Source organism: Companilactobacillus hulinensis, from assembly GCF_003946555.1.
Classification (GTDB): domain Bacteria; phylum Bacillota; class Bacilli; order Lactobacillales; family Lactobacillaceae; genus Companilactobacillus; species Companilactobacillus hulinensis.
In genome coordinates this window covers 73,327-92,320 of the sequence record NZ_RHOO01000005.1, presented here as the reverse complement: position 1 = coordinate 92,320, position 18,994 = coordinate 73,327, and the positions used below count along the sequence as shown (strand labels likewise).

Below are 18,994 nucleotides of genomic sequence, written 5' to 3'. Positions count from 1 at the left end.
TCGTAATCGGAAACGGCAAAACCACTATATCAAATTTTAATTTTATTATTCTACCTATTAGAAAATAATTCGAATATGTTTAGTCAAATATTACAATTGTGTTTGGACTGCAAACAATATAGATATATACTGTTATTAATAATAATAGGAAGGTGAAAACTTATGAAACAAGGCACAACAATTATCACACTCGATAATGGCTACCATTTATGGACAAATACCCAAGGTCATGGCGATATCCAATTACTTTGCCTACACGGCGGACCTGGTGGAAATCATGAATACTGGGAAAACTTCGGTGAAGAACTTGCCGACCTAGGCGTTCAAGTATCAATGTATGATCAACTTGGCTCATGGTACTCAGATCAACCCGACTACAGCGATCCCGAAATTGCTGAAAAGTATCTGAGTTATGACTACTTCCTTGACGAAGTTGAAGAAGTTAGACAAAAGCTTGGCTTAGACAACTTCTACTTAATCGGTCAATCATGGGGTGGAGCTTTAGTACAAATGTACGCTGCTAAATATGGACAACACCTTAAAGGTGCTATCATCTCAAGTATGGTTGATGAAATTGATGAATACGTTACAAGTATCAACCAATGTCGTATGGATGCTCTTGGTCCTGACAAGGTTAAGTACATGGAGAAAAAGGAAGCTGAAAATGACCTTGATGATGCTACATATCAAAGTTATGTTGACGTATTGAACAAAGAATACATCGACAGAAAACAACCAGCTGCTATCTCTCACTTGATTGATACAACCGCTACACCAGTTTATAACGCATTCCAAGGAGACAATGAATTCGTTATTACAGGTAAATTAAAAGACTGGCACTTCAGAAAACATCTTCACGAAATAACAGTACCAACACTACTAACATTTGGTGAACATGAAAGTATGCCAATATCAACAGCTAAGATCATGCAAGAGAAGATTCCTCATGCAAGACTAGTTACAACACCAAACGGTGGACACCACCACATGATCGATAACGCACCAGTTTACTTCGATCACTTGAAGACATTTATTAAAGATGTTGAATCAGGTAATTTTAACGATTAGAGAGTGGAGAAAGTCGGGAGATTCTGAGCATTACCTAGGTTAGTAGCTTTACCACAAAGTGGTGAAGTTACTAGCCGTAGTAAGCGCTGGAATCTGACTTTCGCAACTCGTTTCAAAAGCACGAAAAAAGGACCAGAGATCAAATTCTCTAGTCCTTTTTATATTGCCGAAATGAGTTGCGGGAGGACAAACCTCTGCGCTTACTACGCCCAATAATTGCACCAACTTCGTTGGCACTATTATTTGCCTAGGTAATGCTCAAGATCTGACCGTCCTCCCTCCACTCTCTAGAATTCGTCAAATACTTTAATATCACCATGTTCCAAATTCTTACCCGTCAAAAACTTCTTGATTTCGACTGTCAATCCTGATGGGACAACATCCAACATAAAGTCATTAGCATTGACCTGACGATTATTAGGTGATGTATTCAAAACAACCAATAACTTCTGGTCATCTTTCCAATAAACGAATCCAATTCCATAACTATCAAGATAGAATGGAGCAAACTTGGCGTCGTCGATCCATTGATGATTTGCACGCCAGTGATACCACTGTTCTACTAGCTGTTGTATGTTTTTATCCGCATGTTTCCATGGGAAGAAGGCACGATTATCTGGATCTTTTCCACCAGTTAATCCTGCTTCATCACCATAATAAACACATGGAACTCCTGGCATAGCAAACAGCAATCCGAAAGCTTGCTGCAACCAATCACGATTACCATGTAACTCTGTTAAGATACGAACAGTATCATGACTACCAATATTATTGAAATTATATCTAAATACAGAATCTGGATAATTCTCTTCTAGTGTCATCAATTCTAGCCACCACTCTGATGGTTTCAAATCTCCTGTCAAAACACGAATTATCAACTTACGCAGTGGATAATCCATAACGGCCTGCAACATTCCGCCTTCAATGTAGTGACGTCTCTTGCCATAAGCCAGTTTGTGAGATGCATCTTCCCAAACTTCACCAATTAGAATCTTATCCGGATACTTATCCAAAGCCTGTCTGATTCCCAAAATAAATTCATCTGGTAATTCATCCGCAACATCGAGTCGCCAGCCATCTATCCCACGGGAAGTCCAATAATCGATAACTGAATCATCGTTGCCATAAATAAACTTCTGAAAATCTTCGTTATCCTTATCCACAGTAGGCAGGTCAGTTACTCCCCACCAACTATCGTATTCTTGTGGATACTTCGTGAAAGTAAACCAAGGATAGTAGCGGCTATCCTTAGATTGAGCAGCTCCCAGAGTGTCATATAATCCGGCTTGATTAAAGTATCTTGAAGTAACACCAACATGATTGAAGACACCATCCAGAATTACTCGCATACCATTATCGTGAATTGCGGCGACTAAATTATCGAAATCTTCCAACGTTCCTAACATAGGATCAATTTTTAAATAGTCCCCTGTGTCATAACGGTGATTGCTTCGAGCTTCAAAAATCGGACTTAAATAAATTATCGTTACACCTAATTGCTTCAAATACGGCAACTTCTTCTGAATACCCAACAGATTACCGCCATAAAAGTCCCAACGAACAACTTCTTGTTTGTTGTTCCTAATATACATCGGCAAATCTGACTTCTGTCCATAAATAAAACTGTCTGGTTTAGGCGCATTAATGTGGCCATCAGGATTACCATTATTAAAACGATCAACGAAGATGTGATAAGCCAACCCATGTTGATACCATTCAGGAATAGTTTCAACTCGATTCATAACGGTTAGTTGATACATCTGAACGTCTGAACGCTTGAGGTAAACTACTCCCTCACCACCGAATCCACCATCCATACAACCATAGAAGCAATCTTCTTGGTCAGTAACAACTTCAAAATAGTAAAAATACAATCCTGAATTCTTGGGTGTGAAATCTGTATGGTAACAGAGTTTTGCTGGTGCCATTTGCAGTTGATGTTCTGTGTCCCAATGACCATCTTGTGCCACGTGCAACGTGACTTGTTTGATCGTATCACTGGAATGAACTCTAATATGGAACTCTACATTAGTTCCTTCGACTACTGCGCCGAACGGAACTTTTTTTGTTGTTTGAAATGAATCATATTCTATAACAATACTCATCGAACTACCTCTTTACTTAAGGATCCGGTTATAAGGAACTTGCCAAATATCCTCCGCATAACGGGCAACTGCATAATCTGCGGAGAAGGTACCGGATGCAGCAATATTAGCCAATGAACGCTTCTGCCATGCCTCAACATCATTGAAGTCATGTGAGATCTTCTCTTGTTTGGCAACATAGGCAGCATAATCAGCTAAGACAAAATATTCATCATTGTATTGCAATAGTGAATCATAAATTTCATGACCTTCAGTGGTAATTCCGGGAATCATATTATCGATTAAGGAACCAACGATTCGCTGTAATTCGGGATTATCATCATAGAATGTTCTAGCACGATAATCGCCACGATGATAATAACCATAGACATCGTCAGCTGTTAATCCAAAGGTATACTCATTCTCAGCGCCGGCGGCTTTAACGATATCAATATTGGCACCATCCATCGTAGCTAGAGAAAGAGCCCCATTAGTCATTAGTTTCATATTGCTAGTTCCTGATGCTTCCTTAGATGCAGTTGAGATCTGCTCACTGATATCTGCGGCAGGAATGATCAACTCGCCTAATGAAACACCATAATTTGGAATGAAGACGACCTTCAACTTATCGCCAATGGTCGGATCATTATTGACCAAGTCAGCTAAGGCATTGATAACCTTAATAACTGACTTAGCGTAATGATAACTAGGAGCAGCCTTGGCGCCAAAAATGTGAACTCTTGGAGTGACATCCTTCTTGGGGTGATCCTTGATATCCAAATACTCACGAATTATTTCTAATGCATGAAGTAGTTGACGCTTATAAGCGTGGAGACGCTTGATCTGTACATCAAAAATGGCACTAGTGTTAAGAGTAATATTCATTTTCTCTTGCACATAATCAGCTAACTTCTGCTTATTTATAGCTTTAACCTCAGCCAATTGATGCAAGAACTCGGTATCGTTCTCAAACGCCGACAAAGTTTGTAATTGCTTAGGATTTGAATGCCAGTCAGTACCGATCTTGTGATCGATCAACTTGGTTAATGGACGATTAGCTAACTCTAGCCATCGACGATCGGCGATTCCATTAGTCTTATTATTGAATTTTTCAGGATAGATGCGGTAAAGATCAGCCAAGACATCCTTCTTCAGTAATTCAGTATGTAGCGGCGCTACACCATTAACACTGTGACTACCAATAACTGCTAGATAGGCCATTCTAACTTGTCCATCACCCAATGGAGCTGTGCGGTCAACGACATTGTCGCCGAATATAGGAGTCTTCTCAACTCGGTAGCGACGGTCGATCTCTTCAACAATCTGATAGATTCTTGGAAGCAGTCCCTTGAACATATCTATTGGCCATTTCTCAAGTGCTTCTTGCATGATGGTGTGATTGGTATAACTCATCGTTGCGGCCGTTATTTGCCAAGCCGTGTCCCATGAACAGTCATATTCATCAAGTAAAATTCGCATGAGTTCGGGGATAACCAAAGTTGGATGGGTATCGTTAATATGAACCGCTACCTTTTGAGCGAAATACTTCAGACTAGTATGATCCAAGAAGTAGTGACGAACAATGCTCTGCATCCCAGCTGATGAAAAGAAATACTCTTGGCGCAATCTCAGTGAGCGGCCTTCAGCATTGGAATCATCAGGATATAATACCTTGGTAATATCATCAATATTGTCACGTTGTTGTTGTGAATAGTAGGTTTGATCAGCACTTGGAGGTAACTCAGCTGACCACAACCTCAAGGTGTTAGTCACATCATTGTGATATCCGGCCATCCCAATATCATATGGAACAGCTAAGACATCATCGGTATGATCGTAAACTGGTCGAAGTGCTCCGTCTTCTTGCTCTTGTAACCAAACGTGTCCACCAAATCTAACTAAACAAGCACGATTCTCACGACGGACTTCCCATACATTACCATTACGAAGCCAATCATCCGGCAATTCAACTTGATAGCCATTCATGAATACTTGTTTGAATAATCCATAACGGTAACGAATACCATTACCGTTACCAGCCATACCCAAACTAGCCATTGAATCCATATAGCATGCAGCAAGTCTACCCAATCCACCATTTCCTAGTCCAGGATCTGGTTCAGCTTCGCAAATCTTTTCAAAATCCAAACCGAGATTCTTTAAGCCACTGCTGACGGTATCTAAAATATCAAGATTCAACAAGTTAGACTGTAGTAATCTACCTGGCAAGAATTCAATTGAAAAATAATAAACTTGCTTGTCATCATTTTTTCGATAGCTCTTAGAAGTTCTAGTCCAATTATCAGCGTCATAACGCTTGATCAAGTGTCCTAATGCAATGAATTGTTCCAATGAGGACGTCTCTTTTAGATCAACAGCATACATAGCCTTGATTTCATTGATAAAATCCGTAGTAAACTTAGCTTCTTTTAATTTCATGTTTTTTTGCTCCTGTAGTAACCAGATTTAGTCGGCTAATTCTTGATACAATTGACGATATTTCTTAGCCGACTTCTGCCAGCCGAAATCCTGTCTCATTCCCTGATTTCTAAGTTTTTGCCAAGTTTTAGGATCATCATGGTACAACTCAAAAGCTGAATTCATCATTTCTCCCAATACTTCAAAACGATAATCATCAAACCCAAAACCAGTCCCCGTCTTGGTGAATTTATTGAATGGAGTAACTGTGTCACGTAAGCCACCAACTGAGTGAACAATTGGCACGCTTCCATAACGCATAGCCATCATTTGCGATAAACCACAAGGTTCAAAAGCGGACGGCATCAAGAACATATCACTTCCGGCATAAATCATCTGCGCTAATTTGACGTCAAATTGAATCTTGGCCGCAAATTTGTCTTTGAAAGCCTCCTGGTAGCCTTTGAAACCAGCTTCCAAGTCTGGATCTCCGGTTCCAAGAATAACAACTTGCGCATCATTTTTGTGCAAGAAGTCATTCAAAGCAGCTAACAACAAATCCATACCTTTTTGACGAGTCAATCTCGATACCACTGCAAAAACTGGCACGTCCTTTTCTGGTAATCCAACTGCCTTTTGTAACGCATGTTTGTCCTTCAATTTATTCTCCATGTGTTCAGCATCAAAGTTATAAGGAATTGATGCATCGGCTGCAGGATCATAGACTTTCATATCAATTCCGTTGACGATACCTTGAAGCTTATATGAATTATCTTTTAATATCCCTTCAAGATGTTCACCAAAGTCTGGAGTTTGGATTTCTGAAGCATAACTCGGCGACACCGTCGTAACAGCATCTGCGTATGTTATACCACCTTTCATGAAATTGACATTGCCATAGAACTCAATACTTCCTTCATCAAAGGTCCTAGTACCAATTCCAAACAGGCTGCCCAAAATAATTGGATCATAGACGCCTTGGAATTGAATATTATGAATCGTCAGGACAGTCTTAATATGAGAGTAAGCTTGTATCCAATTGTATTTGTCCTTCAATAAGACAGGGATAAATGATGTGTGCCAGTCATTCAAGTGCATCACATCAGGTATAAAGTTGATTTTTTCCATCATTTCACAAATGGCTAATTGGAAGAAGGCAAATCGTTCGCCATCATCCCAATAACCGTACAAATTGTCTCGACCGAAATATTCCTCATTGTCGATCAAATAATACTTAAGTCCATCAAGTTCCAAAGTCTTGATGCCACAATATTTGTTTTCATAGCCTACCCTAACTTGAAAATACATCCAATCCTTTAATAATTTGCGATACTTCTCTGGAAACAACTTCTCATAGTATGGAATTACTATTCGCAGATCATCAACATCCTTGTTCAATGCCTTAGGAAGAGCATAGGCGACATCACCCAATCCACCTGTCTTATAAAATGGTGCTGCCTCCGCCGATGCAAACAAAACCTTAGTCATTTGTTACCTCCGTCTGCCGAAATATCCGTTTACCCTTGCCGATCACCAAAGGATTATCAGGGGTTCCTTTCAGCTTTAAATTTGGACCAATTACTACATTCTTATCTATAACAGCATTCTCAATCGTTGTTCCAGCGCCGATCCTAGTCCCCTGCATAATGACAGAATCTGCGATTTCAGTATTGCGATTGATGAATACATTACGGAAAATCACCGAATGATCGATCTTGCCCTCAATATATCCACCAGTACCACACAAGCTTCCTTTGACTTGTGAGCTCTTGGCAAAAAAGGTTGGAATCTCATTCTTGACCTTAGTATAGATACGACGTTGGCTATAAAACAAGGCTCTGAAGTTATCTTCACTAAGAACTGACATACTAGCATCGTAATAGCTCTTAATATCATGAATATTGGCATAGAAGCCCGTGTATTCGAAGGCATTAGCATTATGTTGAATAACAGCTTGCAACATCAAACGCTCTAAGCTGATCAAGTCACCACGCATATTAGCTTCCTTCAGAATATCGATCAGATCGACCGTACTCATCAAGTAAATATTTAAGCTCTTAGCAAGTTTGCCATTGTCAGTTGGCGAAACATTCGTATTAGAAGCTGGGACAATTGCAGTGGCCATTCCGTTATCGGTCACTTGAAGTACCGTTGTATCTGGTTCAATGTCATCTGCTTCAATACTCTTATAGACTGTCGTCACAGGATTATCACGCTCCTGATGATAACGAAGCAATGCACTTAGATCGATATTACAAATATTACGTGTCCCCATAATTACCGAGTATTCACTATTACTGCGTTTTAGGAACAGAATTGTATTGTCGTAATAATGATGAATCAGATTGTCCCTCTTCTCTGGAGAAACAAGTGATAAGTCGTTATATGGGAAGTTGAATAAGCCACCACGAATAGTATCAAGGTTCCAGTCATTACCACTACGAAGGTGATCTGATACAGAACGACCTGAACGTGGTGAAGTTATCATAACGTTCCTGATCCCGGCATTAGCAATACTAGATAATGGGAAGTCTATCAGACGATAACGGCCACCAAATGGCAAAGTTCCCACTGGACGTTCCGTTGTTAAAGGTTCTAGTGATTCCCATGGTTCAACCAAATTTATAATTGCGCTAACAGTATTGTGTTTCATGATTTTTTAACCCCCAGAACTTCGCCATAACCTACGACGGCGATATCATCAGTTGTTCCTTTTACCACTGCATCGTCACCGATCACAGCCTCTTCACCTATCAGTGCATGATCGACCACAGCATTCTTACCAATAGTTGCCCCTGGCATGATCATGCTGTCGACGACCTTGCTGCCTGACCCGACAGATACACGTTGAGAAAGAATTGAATGATCGATCTCACCGGAAACATAGCAACTATCAACGATCATTGAATTATTGACATTACTTGTATTGGTTAAAAACATTGGCGGAAGGACTTGTGCCTTAGAATTGATACGCCAGTTGTGGTCACCAATATTAAGACTGTTATGTGGTGATAAGAATTCCATATTGGCTTGCCAGAGACTGTGAATAGTACCCACATCACGCCAATAGCCTTCAAATGAATAAGCATATGTTGACTCATTGTTTGCTAGATACATTGGAATAACATTCTTACCGAAGTCTTCTAGCTTCTTATTAGTACTGAAACTTGTTGTGAGATAGTTTCTCAAAGTAGGCCAATTAAAGATGTAGATACCCATTGAAGCCTTGTTACTCTTTGGATGCTCAGGCTTCTCTTCAAACTCAATGATTCGATCAGTCTCATCAGTATTCATCATCCCAAAGCGCTTAGCCTCTTCAGTAGTGACTGGAATAACGCCAACAGTCAATGAAGCTTTCTTAGCCTTGTGATATTCCAGCATCTTACGATAATCCATCTTATAGATGTGATCACCTGATAGAACCAGCAGATACTCTGGATTCTGTTGGTCGATATATTCAATATTTTGATAAATAGCGTGAGCAGTTCCTTCGAAGAACTTCTCACCTTCTGTCGATGAAAATGGCTGTAATACAGTAACTCCGCCATTTTGATCATCTAGTCCCCAACTAGATCCATTACCAATGTGGGCATTCAATTCCAATGGTTGATACTGCGTTATAACGCCAACAGTATCAATACCTGAATTAGCACAATTACTCAAAGTAAAATCAATGATACGATAACGACCACCGAAAGGAATCGCTGGTTTTGCAGTAGACTTAGTTAATTTGCCCAAACGGCTTCCTTGTCCGCCAGCTAGAATAATGGCTAACATTTCATCATTTTCATTCATTTGGCTCACCCTCTACTTGATAGATTTTAAATTAATCGGTTTGATCAATAATGCTCCCATTGCTGGAAGTGTAACGGTGAAGCTTGCCGGCTGTCCTTTGTATGGAGTAGCGTCTGCCACGAAGTGAGTTTGAAGCTTCGTCCAAGTACCACCGAAGCGCTCATCTTCAGTATTAAGCAATAATTCGTATTCCCCAGCAAAAGGTACGCCGATACGATAATCTTGCCGTTCAACTGGTACAAAGTTGAATGCAGCAACTGTAAACTGTCGTTTCTTCTTACCTTGGCGTATGAAGCCCATAGTTGAGCTCTCAGCGTCATCAGTGTTGGTATAACTTAATCCTTCAGGAACATAATCCTGTTCCCACATTGGTCTTTGCTCGTGATAGATCTGATTTAATAATTGCGTGAATTCATGCATCTTGTTGTTCATTGGATCCTTCAAATCGACCCATTCAAGCTGACTCCAATCACGCCATTCCAAAAATTGACCCCATTCAGATCCCATAAAGGTTAACTTCTTACCCGGAAAAGCCATCAAGTAAGTCATCATCGTACGTAAATTAGCGAATTGATTGTAGCGATCCCCCGGCATCTTGTGCATTAGTGACTTCTTACCATGAACCACTTCATCATGAGAAAACGGCAAAATAAACTTCTCATTGTACATATAAACAAAGGCAAAGGTCAGCAGATTGAAATTGTCGTGACGATACAATGGATCCATCTCAAAGAACTTCAATGTGTCGTGCATCCAGCCTAGGTTCCACTTGTAATCAAAGCCTAAACCGCCTTGTTCTACAGAATCCGTTACACCAGCATAAGCAGAAGATTCTTCAGCAATCATCAATGTGTCAGGATGCTCTGTATGGATAGTTTCATTCAATAACTGCAAAAACTCGATACCTTCGAGATTGTGATTGTCACCATACCTGTTAGTCAGGCCTTCTTTGCCATCGTCATAATCGAGATACAGCATATTGGAAACAGCATCCACTCTAAGTCCATCCAGGTGACACTGCTCAATCCAATACATGGCACTAGAAATCAAGAAACTATGCACTTGAGACTTACCCAAGTCAAAATTCCAGGCACCCCAGCGACTATTGTTGGCACGATTTTCATCCTGATATTCAAAGGTCGGAGTTCCGTCATATTGATACAATGCATCGTAGTTCCTAATGAAGTGTCCCGGAACCCAATCGACTATGACACCAATATTGGCTAAATGACATTTGTCCACAAAATTCAAGAAGTCGTCCATCTTACCGAAGCGACTAGTAACGGCAAAGTATCCTAATTGTTGATACCCCCAGGAAGCATCAAGTAAATGCTCCATGATCGGCATCAATTCAATATGTGAATATCCCATTGCCTTAACATATGGAATCAGTTCATCGGCCATTTCGGAGTAGCTATAATAACTATCGTCATCATGGCGCTTCCAAGATCCTAAATGTACTTCATAAATATTGATCGGACGCTGACTAGGATTGCTTCGTTTACGTCGACCTAACCACAATCCGTCATGCCAACGATGATTACTTGAAGATGGTACAACTGCAGCATCCCCAGGTTTCTTTTCGAATTGAGTCGCATACGGATCAATCTTTAGATTTCGTTCTCCATTTGGACCAGTTACAGCAAACTTGTACAGATCCCCTGGACTGACACCTTCAAAAGAACCGTTCCAGATTCCCGTTGTACCTACCTTATCTAATTTGGCATCGTTCCAATCGTTGAAGTCGCCAACAAGAGCAACCGACTTAGCGTTTGGTGCCCAAACATTAAACATTGTTTGACCATTATCTTGAACATGACACCCCAAAAATCCATAACTTTTGAATGATTTACCAGTATTAAATAAGTAGCCTTGATCTTCAATAGTTTCCTTCAATACCAAAAAGATCACTTCCCTTCGATAATTCGTGAAAATACAAACAATATTACTCTTGGACTCTTATTATAGCCTCTTTACAAAGAAGTTCATATCAATTATATTCATTTTTTTATTGATAAATATCCCATTTTTACAAGAAGTCTACTATACAGATTGTATACTGATATATCAGTATTCATTGGGTGTTTTTAACTTAAAATGATTTTGAAAGTTCTCCCTTTTGAAACTTGAAAAGTCAATTTACAATTTTGATAAAATGTAAAGTTCAAAAAATCACAAAAGGAGAATTATTTTTGTGGTAAAGAAGTATACCAATCTTGAAAAGTGTAAAAGGAATCGTGTAACTATAAAATTCGTTGAATTTGCGGCTTAAACGTGCGACTAAACACAACTTTTTCCGCTTAACTACAAAAAATCCCGCATTTACTATGTAAATACGAGATTTTTTTAGGTTATACTCAGAAGTTAACCGTGTTTTGTTGTGCTCTCTAAATATTAAACACTTGATACAAATTGCCACGTCCAAACATTACCTAACGAATTATTTGCTTTGTAATCACCTGCTGATAAGTTTGAAGGATCAAGTTTCATTTTTAAATTTTGTTCTAATAAACTACTTAAATCATAAGTTTTAATTGAGTTATCACTAGATGGAGAATCAATCGTCTTAATATCAATTGGAGTTCCATATTGATAAGGGGTATTGCCCCAATAGATAGAACCATTCAGTTTAGTACCATTTTCATTTTGTAAATTATTAGTTACTAGTTGCAGTTTTTGTTTAGTATCCGTCAAACGGCCATCAACTACCGTCAACTTGGAACCGTCCAAATTAGCATTTAACAACGTCGATGAACTACTTCCAGGCATGTATGAACCGAAATCAATATTAGTTGGTGGTTCAACCGCTAAGCTATATCCAGTTCTGAAGTAGAATGTATCGCTAGCTAGAATCGGTCCATCAGGATCCGGCTTTAAATTTGCTTGATCTTGAATCCTTCTTATTACTACTGTTACATGATGCAACGTATTGTCTGTATATTCAGAAGTATCGATATTCACAGGATTATACATTTCATGGCTCATACCAGAACCTAACGCCGAATTATATTGTTGGCTTTGTTCATCTGTGGAATAATACACTGCAACAAAATCATCAGGATATTTTGGCGTAACAACATTGAAATTCAACTTGAACGAACTTGACTTACTCATATATGGATTATCGGCAGTTGTTGTATTTGCGGTCGCAGTTGATCCATTGACTAACAGAGCACTTACCTTATATCCCGATGTTGAAATTGTAGATGACGCCGTCAAAGACCTAGCCATCATCATTCGAGATTTAACAGCAACCACAGTAGTAGAACTACTTATATTGATATCGCTGCTGGAAACATCAGACCAATGGCCTTCAGCATCTTTAATCCAGAAATAAATTGTATGAACACCAGTCTGCCCATTCAAATTGATTTTTTCATCAATTTGATGTGCCACAAAATTATTACTATCTTTTTGACTTTGTGTATAATTAACCAGCTTCTTAGCATTATCAGAATTGCTATCGTCCAAACCATAATACAATTGAACATTTTGACTGTCATAATCATACCAACTACCAGTAACTTCATAGCTAGTCCCTGTTTTAACAGAACTGTCAGTGGTCCCAAGATTGTTTATTTTCAAAACCGGTTTGTTAGACACATCGACATTAGTTGTTTTTATCTCATTATTGCTATCGATCTGAGTAAGATTTTTAACAAACAAGTCATCATTATTCATATCTCGAATAACCAAATTGTCGCTGTTTGCCTGTTTCATCTCTACGTTAAATGAACCGCTATATTTGCTATTCATTTGATTCTTCAGATTAACAATTACATAGTTATCATTTTTGTCTTCAACAACATTACTATTACCTAATTCTTTTTGCAGATAATCAATATTTAAATTCTCATAATCTGGAGAAAGCAAAATAAGCTGACTTCCCTTATTTGAAAGTTGGAAATCAACTTGTGCTTTTTCATTATTATTATCAATAGTAGGTGTGTTGATTTTGGCAGTTATAAGATTAGATTGCGTTGTCGCGGCTTCAACATTATATGTCTCGATCGTCAGTACTAATCCCAACATAATTGCGAAAAGGGACAATAAAATTCGCATAGTTCTTCTCATAAATGTTCCCTCCCCAATGTTTTATTTCTTCCATTAACATCATAGTCTTATCAATTATGTATACATTTCATCTTTCGTAATTTCAATTTACATAAATATCATGAAAATAAAAAAAAGACTCTCAATTCACAAATTAAGAGTCCAATTTTTGATTATTAATTATTTTCGGGGGCATCAGTTAAATTCCAAGTAATTACTCCTGTGTAATTATCACTTATCTTAGTACCATCAGTCGACTGCAACAGAATACCTTCATCGCTATTATTCTTCCAAAAGTCTTTTTCAATATCAATTGTTCCTGTTTGAGGTTCAGTCGAACCACCGATTTTTACCGTTTGGTCCTGCATAGTTTGCACAGAATCGCCATCTTTGTAAACAATCGATCCAGAGAAGTTATCGCCATTGTTACCGGTCAATTTAGTTGCAGATGCTGTTAACTCCCATGGAGAATTGGCGGTAGTGACTACCACATTCCAGTCGCCCTTGCGTTTGACTGTTCCAACATAAGTACTGTTCATATCGTTGAATTCAAACTTTGGACTGGCTTCCACGTTGGCATATTTATCCGTTACATTTATTGTAAAAGTTAATGTTTCTGAAGTATTTCCATAAGAATCCTTTGCATACATTTTTACAACATTATCTCCAGTATTTAAATTACTGCCAGACAGTACCTGTCCAAAATCAATTTTTGCTTTATCATTGTTTGTCGTAATCTGAACTGGTTCTTGATTTTCACCGTTAACACTCACATACAAATCTGCACCGTAATCATCAAAATCAGATCCGTCTCCATACTCTAAACTACCATTAATCGTAGCTTCCTTAGATTTTTCAATTGATATATATGAAGGACTTGTACTAGAAATATTCAACTTCTTGGTGACATTATTTCTAATCACAAAATCTTGAGTTGTTGTGCTACCAACATATGAATTTCCTTCAAAAGTAGCTGTCTCACCTTTGACATCCGTATCTTTTGTGACCAGAGTTGGTGCAACAGTATTTATATCTACAACTGCAGTATCATTTGACTTATTTAAAGCACTAGACATTAAATGACCAAACTTTCCATCAGAAACTTCAGAAGAACTCAATAGCTCTTTAACCCCGTTGGCATAAGTTATAGTTCCACCTGTAACGGTTAATCCTTGTGGAATATTAATATTAGCAAATATTCTATCCCAATCTGATTGTCCGTCCGTGTACTTTAAATTATATCTAAGAGTTACGGAATCTCCAGCATTAACATAGTTGTTTTCGTCATTTAAAGTTTTATTCTGTGTATTATCTAATACTTGTGAGGTAATATCTGCATCAAGCAATGTAGAAATATTTTCAAGTGTTACTGATGTCATTGTTGCATTTCCATATCCTACTAGCCCCCACCTAATCTTCTTCTGGCTATCAGCCAAATTGAATGTATTTTTTAAATTAATTGTTTCATGTCGTGATGATTCAATAGGATTAGTTATAGTCTCAGTACCCGTGTTATTATTTTTCTTACCATTCTCCAAAATATCATTAAATTTATAAGTTATCTCAGCAGTTTTTCCGTCACTATTAGGATTATACATAACAACCAAATGATGCCAATAATATCCGGAACCTTCACCGCCAAGTAAATGATAATCCGGATTAGATTGATTCAATTGATAAGCACCATTAGATAATTTTGTATAACTACTTTCTTTACCAGGATATCCAGTTATAATGTGAGCTTTTCCTGGAGTCAAACCCATATCAAATGAATTATTAATTGACCCTAGATTATTTACATCATTATCAATTTCAAGAGCCCAACTATTTTGAATTGCTCCAGATGTATGAAGAAGATTACCCGTATCTGATGCCCAAACACCCAATGTTTCCTGCGGTGCTAGAGATAACGCCGAATTATTAGTTACAGTTGACAACGCTTGTATTTCATTAGGATCATTTTGAAGTACAAACGCAATTCCGCCTTCCATAGTCGTATAACTAGAATTTATCCAAAATGAAAACGTCTGGCTTTTAGTTAAATCAAGCATATTAGCATCATTGCTCCAAAGAACACCTTGCTTATTATTACTTCCACCAAATGTTAACGAGGCAGGATAGGTATTATTATTAACATTAGGGAATCCTGACTGTGATGGCATGGCACTATTAACGCCTCCGGTTAACAAAGTAAGCAGCTTGTCATCTTGTTCTTTAACACCTTGAGAATCACTCGTAAGATCTTTATGTAAATTAGCAAATACCCCTTGGGAGTAACCAATAAATGGTTTGGTGTAATCATATTGCCCATTAGGATATTTTTCATAAACAGGCGCTTCTCTTACTTGAGTAATGTCCATTTATGGTGGCGTCTCAGACAAATACGAAGCCTCAACAACCTGACCTCCAAAAACAAACACACCTAATAAAACAAATAACTGAACAAAAATGATAGAAACATATCTAGCAACCTTAGTTTTATCAAGCATACTCATCCCTCCTCAAAGATATAATCTTTATGGCTTATAGTGGTATATACGTCATAATGTACGTTAACTTAATTATAACAGGATATTAACAATTTAATATTTGGCAAGCAGGAAATTATCAATATTTTTCTATTTATATGCTTGAATGGTCATTTTATTATTCATTTTCGTTTAGTAAACGTACTATTATGCAAAACAAAAGAGCCGCCGAATTTAATCAGCGACTCTTTATTTTGTTCCAGATAATCCTTCATGAATTTTATCAAGATTCCACTTCATCATCGTGTAATATGTATCACCGATTGTGCCTTCATTAGCTAACGAATCAGTGAACACTTTTGAATAAATTGGCAACCCTGTCTCTTTAGATACTTTATTCATTGATTTCGGAGAAACCGATGTTTCTACAAACAAACTTTTTACATCCGAATTTTTGATTTTTGAGAGTAATTGTTCCATCTGTTCAGGAGTTCCTTGTGATTCAGTATTTATCTCCCATATATAAGTTGGTTTCAAATTATAGGCTCTGGAGAAATATTTGAATGCTCCTTCTGAAGTTACCAACAAACGCTGGCTTTCTGGAATATCTGAGAACTTAGACTGTGCTGACTCGTGGAGCTTTGTCAGTTTAACAATATATTCATCGGCATTCTTCTGATAATAGTCAGCATTCTTAGGATCCTTATTTTTCAGCACTTTGGTGATGTTCTTAACATAGATGATCCCATTTTCTAAGTCCAGCCAAGCATGAGGATCGATTTCATCTTTATTAGTTGTTAGATGCTGTGTCTTAACACCATCACTTGCAGCGAAGACGTCTTCATCAAATTTTTTATTAGAGGTTTCGACCAGCTTGCTGAACCAACCATTACCACCAGTTTCAAGATTCAGACCGTTATGAAATATCACATCGGCATCAACCGCTTGGGACACATCACTTGGTTGTGGTTCATACTCGTGCGGATCAGTGCCGCGCTTAACAATACTGTACAGCTCGATCCTTTCACCACCAACATTATGAACCATATCTTCCAGAATCGAATTAGTCGTAACTACTCGCAATTTCTGATTATCAGCTTCAACCGAGGTAGTATTCGATCGATTGTGGAGAAAGAAGAATACTCCACCGACAATAGCGATTGCAGCAATAAAACTAGTCAATATTCGTTTCATACTTGAGTCCCTCCTCTACCTCCGTTTTGCGGGTACGCTTCTTAAATAAGAACCCTTGTTTTGGAGAAACAACAAACGAGACTGCAAACAACATTGCAGCAACCAGAACAATTGCTGGACCAGATGCCCAATTGAACGTGTAACTCAGATAAAGACCTGTGACTGATGAAACCACTCCAACTCCAGCTGATAAATATAACATTATTGATAGTCTATCTGTCCACAAAAATGACGTGGCCGCAGGGGTTATCAACATTGCGACTACTAAGATGATACCGACCGTTTGTAACGCCGATACAGTCACTAATGTTAAGACCAGCATCAATGCATAGTGGATTACTTGCGTCTTAAGACCATATGTCTTGGCATAGGTTTCGTCAAACGACGTAACGAGTAATTCCTTGTAAAAAATTGAAACAAATAAAATCACTAATGCTAATACCACAGCTGTAGTCATAATATCGCTATCACTAACCGCCAAGATATTACCAAACAAGATATGATGCAGGTTAGTTGTACTTTCCGCCATTGAAATCAGAATGAATCCCAACGCATAAAAGGCACTGAAGACTATCCCAATTGAAGTATCCGTCTTGATTTTACTATGCGATGCCACAAATCCAATCAGAATTGCAGCAAGAATACCAAAGACTGATGCACCCAGTAATATATTGATGCCAAGCATGTAGGCAATCGCCACACCTGGAAGAACTGCGTGAGAGATAGCGTCTCCCATCAGTGACATTCCGCGTAAAATAATGAAGCTACCGATGATTCCCGACATCACACCAACCATAACGGCTGTTAATAATGCACTCTGTAGGAAATCATACTTACCAAGAGCTGTAATGAATTCAGTTATTGAATTTAACATTATGATCCTACCTCCTCTTCGAATAGTACGTCAGAAAGGTCAGAACTAAAGGCTTGCTCAATGTTTTGAGCATTATAGACCCTAGCAGTTGGACCATAATCCAAGATGCCGTGATTCATAATAACCAAATCATCAAAGTATTTCGAAACCTTATTCAAATCATGGTGAACAACGATAATTGTCTTATTGTCATCTCGCCATTGTTTCATAATCTTCATTATTGCTGTTTCACTCTGGAGGTCTATTCCAACGAATGGCTCGTCCATAATGATAATGTCAGCTTCCTGAACGATGGTTCTTGCAACGAACACTCTTTGAAGCTGTCCACCAGAAAGATTACCGATTTGTCGACTAGCAAACTCCTCTAGTGAGACTTGTTTGAGTGCTTCTTGACTGGCAAGTTTCTCTTTTTTACCAGGATTGCGGAACAGTCCCAATTGACCATAAGTACCCGTTATAACGACATCCAAAACATTAATTGGGAAGTTAAGGTCCAGTTCCTTTCTTTGTTCAACGTATGCTACTTTTTTCTGAACTTCACTAAAGGGGCGGTCATTATAAGTGACCGTCCCTTCTTGCGATTTGATCAGACCTAGTACTGCTTTAATAAGTGTTGACTTACCTGCACCATTTGGCCCGATGATTCCAGTTATTTTGCCTGCGTTAAATTGAACGGCAACATCAGTAAAAACCGGTGTGTCATCGTAAGCAACGGTGAGGTCTCTAATATCTATCATAGTGACCCTCCATTTTTAGTTATTCCTAATTGCTTATTCATATCATAACAAGAAAGCTGAATCCGTTTCAACCGTTTGTTAGGCTTAATTAACTTTTCCGTAATTTTGGTACAAAGTGGCTAGGTGCTCCCGAATAATTTTTGAATGAATTTAAATTATAAGTTTGCAATATCTTTACTTAAACACTTTAACTTTTTATATTTTGTATACAAAAACGGAGTCGTACCTAATCTCGTAACAAGCGTAAGTGAGGTACAATTCCGTTTGTTTACATGAATTAATTAGTCGCAAGGAATGAGAATC

The 18,994-nt window shown here is 38.3% G+C and carries 13 protein-coding genes; 1 reads left to right on the top strand and 12 read right to left on the bottom strand.

Annotation, left to right across the window (positions count from 1 at the left end; translation table 11 throughout):
- The first annotated feature begins 162 nt into the window (after positions 1-162).
- On the top strand, positions 163-1,068 hold the full coding sequence (locus EKM66_RS04620; protein WP_125762159.1) for a proline-specific peptidase family protein: 906 nt from the start codon (positions 163-165) through the stop codon (positions 1,066-1,068).
- A 287-nt stretch (positions 1,069-1,355) separates the two neighbouring features.
- Here the strand turns inward: EKM66_RS04620 and EKM66_RS04615 are convergent, their stop codons facing one another.
- The 12 genes from EKM66_RS04615 to EKM66_RS04565 form a co-directional block, all read right to left on the bottom strand.
- Complete coding sequence (locus EKM66_RS04615) at positions 1,356-3,173, bottom strand: glycoside hydrolase family 13 protein (RefSeq protein WP_164505039.1); 1,818 nt, start codon at positions 3,171-3,173, stop codon at positions 1,356-1,358.
- A 12-nt stretch (positions 3,174-3,185) separates the two neighbouring features.
- The gene (locus EKM66_RS04610; RefSeq protein ID WP_125762157.1) at positions 3,186-5,591 is read right to left on the bottom strand and encodes a glycogen/starch/alpha-glucan phosphorylase; all 2,406 of its coding nucleotides are present in this window, start codon (positions 5,589-5,591) and stop codon (positions 3,186-3,188) included.
- A 27-nt stretch (positions 5,592-5,618) separates the two neighbouring features.
- On the bottom strand, positions 5,619-7,058 hold the full coding sequence (gene glgA / locus EKM66_RS04605; protein ID WP_125762155.1) for a glycogen synthase GlgA: 1,440 nt from the start codon (positions 7,056-7,058) through the stop codon (positions 5,619-5,621).
- Positions 7,051-8,223, bottom strand: a complete 1,173-nt coding sequence (glgD, locus tag EKM66_RS04600) for a glucose-1-phosphate adenylyltransferase subunit GlgD (RefSeq protein ID WP_125762153.1) — start codon at positions 8,221-8,223, stop codon at positions 7,051-7,053. Before glgD ends, glgA begins: the two co-directional genes overlap by 8 nt.
- Positions 8,220-9,347, bottom strand: coding sequence for a glucose-1-phosphate adenylyltransferase (locus EKM66_RS04595; protein ID WP_164505042.1), 1,128 nt, complete (start codon positions 9,345-9,347; stop codon positions 8,220-8,222). Before EKM66_RS04595 ends, glgD begins: the two co-directional genes overlap by 4 nt.
- Before the next feature lie 30 nt (positions 9,348-9,377).
- Positions 9,378-11,261, bottom strand: a complete 1,884-nt coding sequence (glgB, locus tag EKM66_RS04590; RefSeq protein ID WP_164505041.1) for a 1,4-alpha-glucan branching protein GlgB — start codon at positions 11,259-11,261, stop codon at positions 9,378-9,380.
- A 498-nt stretch (positions 11,262-11,759) separates the two neighbouring features.
- Complete coding sequence (locus tag EKM66_RS04585; RefSeq protein ID WP_125762149.1) at positions 11,760-13,439, bottom strand: hypothetical protein; 1,680 nt, start codon at positions 13,437-13,439, stop codon at positions 11,760-11,762.
- Between the two features lie 155 nt (positions 13,440-13,594).
- Complete coding sequence (locus tag EKM66_RS04580) at positions 13,595-15,778, bottom strand: hypothetical protein (RefSeq protein ID WP_125762147.1); 2,184 nt, start codon at positions 15,776-15,778, stop codon at positions 13,595-13,597.
- A complete protein-coding gene (locus tag EKM66_RS12850) occupies positions 15,779-15,907 on the bottom strand; it encodes a hypothetical protein (protein WP_263854125.1) in 129 nt (42 codons plus the stop codon).
- A 228-nt stretch (positions 15,908-16,135) separates the two neighbouring features.
- Positions 16,136-17,080, bottom strand: coding sequence for a metal ABC transporter substrate-binding protein (locus EKM66_RS04575; protein WP_125762145.1), 945 nt, complete (start codon positions 17,078-17,080; stop codon positions 16,136-16,138).
- Positions 17,061-17,954 carry a metal ABC transporter permease gene (locus EKM66_RS04570; RefSeq protein WP_125762143.1) on the bottom strand — a complete coding sequence of 298 codons (894 nt, stop codon included), beginning with the start codon at positions 17,952-17,954 and terminating at the stop codon, positions 17,061-17,063. The genes EKM66_RS04575 and EKM66_RS04570 overlap by 20 nt, the downstream gene beginning before the upstream one ends.
- Positions 17,954-18,691, bottom strand: coding sequence for a metal ABC transporter ATP-binding protein (locus EKM66_RS04565; RefSeq protein ID WP_125762141.1), 738 nt, complete (start codon positions 18,689-18,691; stop codon positions 17,954-17,956). The genes EKM66_RS04570 and EKM66_RS04565 overlap by 1 nt, the downstream gene beginning before the upstream one ends.
- Positions 18,692-18,994: the final 303 nt, after the last annotated feature.

Bases quoted from the DNA above. Each gene is read 5' to 3' on its own strand.
- glgD (WP_125762153.1), bottom strand. From the start codon at position 8,223: ATGAAACACAATACTGTTAGCGCAATTATAAATTTGGTTGAACCATGG.
- EKM66_RS04565 (WP_125762141.1), bottom strand. From the start codon at position 18,691: ATGATAGATATTAGAGACCTCACCGTTGCTTACGATGACACACCGGTT.
- EKM66_RS04620 (WP_125762159.1), top strand. From the start codon at position 163: ATGAAACAAGGCACAACAATTATCACACTCGATAATGGCTACCATTTA.
- glgA (WP_125762155.1), bottom strand. From the start codon at position 7,058: ATGACTAAGGTTTTGTTTGCATCGGCGGAGGCAGCACCATTTTATAAG.
- EKM66_RS04575 (WP_125762145.1), bottom strand. From the start codon at position 17,080: ATGAAACGAATATTGACTAGTTTTATTGCTGCAATCGCTATTGTCGGT.
- EKM66_RS04610 (WP_125762157.1), bottom strand. From the start codon at position 5,591: ATGAAATTAAAAGAAGCTAAGTTTACTACGGATTTTATCAATGAAATC.
- EKM66_RS04580 (WP_125762147.1), bottom strand. From the start codon at position 15,778: ATGGACATTACTCAAGTAAGAGAAGCGCCTGTTTATGAAAAATATCCT.
- EKM66_RS04585 (WP_125762149.1), bottom strand. From the start codon at position 13,439: ATGAGAAGAACTATGCGAATTTTATTGTCCCTTTTCGCAATTATGTTG.
- EKM66_RS04595 (WP_164505042.1), bottom strand. From the start codon at position 9,347: ATGTTAGCCATTATTCTAGCTGGCGGACAAGGAAGCCGTTTGGGCAAA.
- EKM66_RS04570 (WP_125762143.1), bottom strand. From the start codon at position 17,954: ATGTTAAATTCAATAACTGAATTCATTACAGCTCTTGGTAAGTATGAT.
- EKM66_RS12850 (WP_263854125.1), bottom strand. From the start codon at position 15,907: ATGCTTGATAAAACTAAGGTTGCTAGATATGTTTCTATCATTTTTGTT.
- EKM66_RS04615 (WP_164505039.1), bottom strand. From the start codon at position 3,173: ATGAGTATTGTTATAGAATATGATTCATTTCAAACAACAAAAAAAGTT.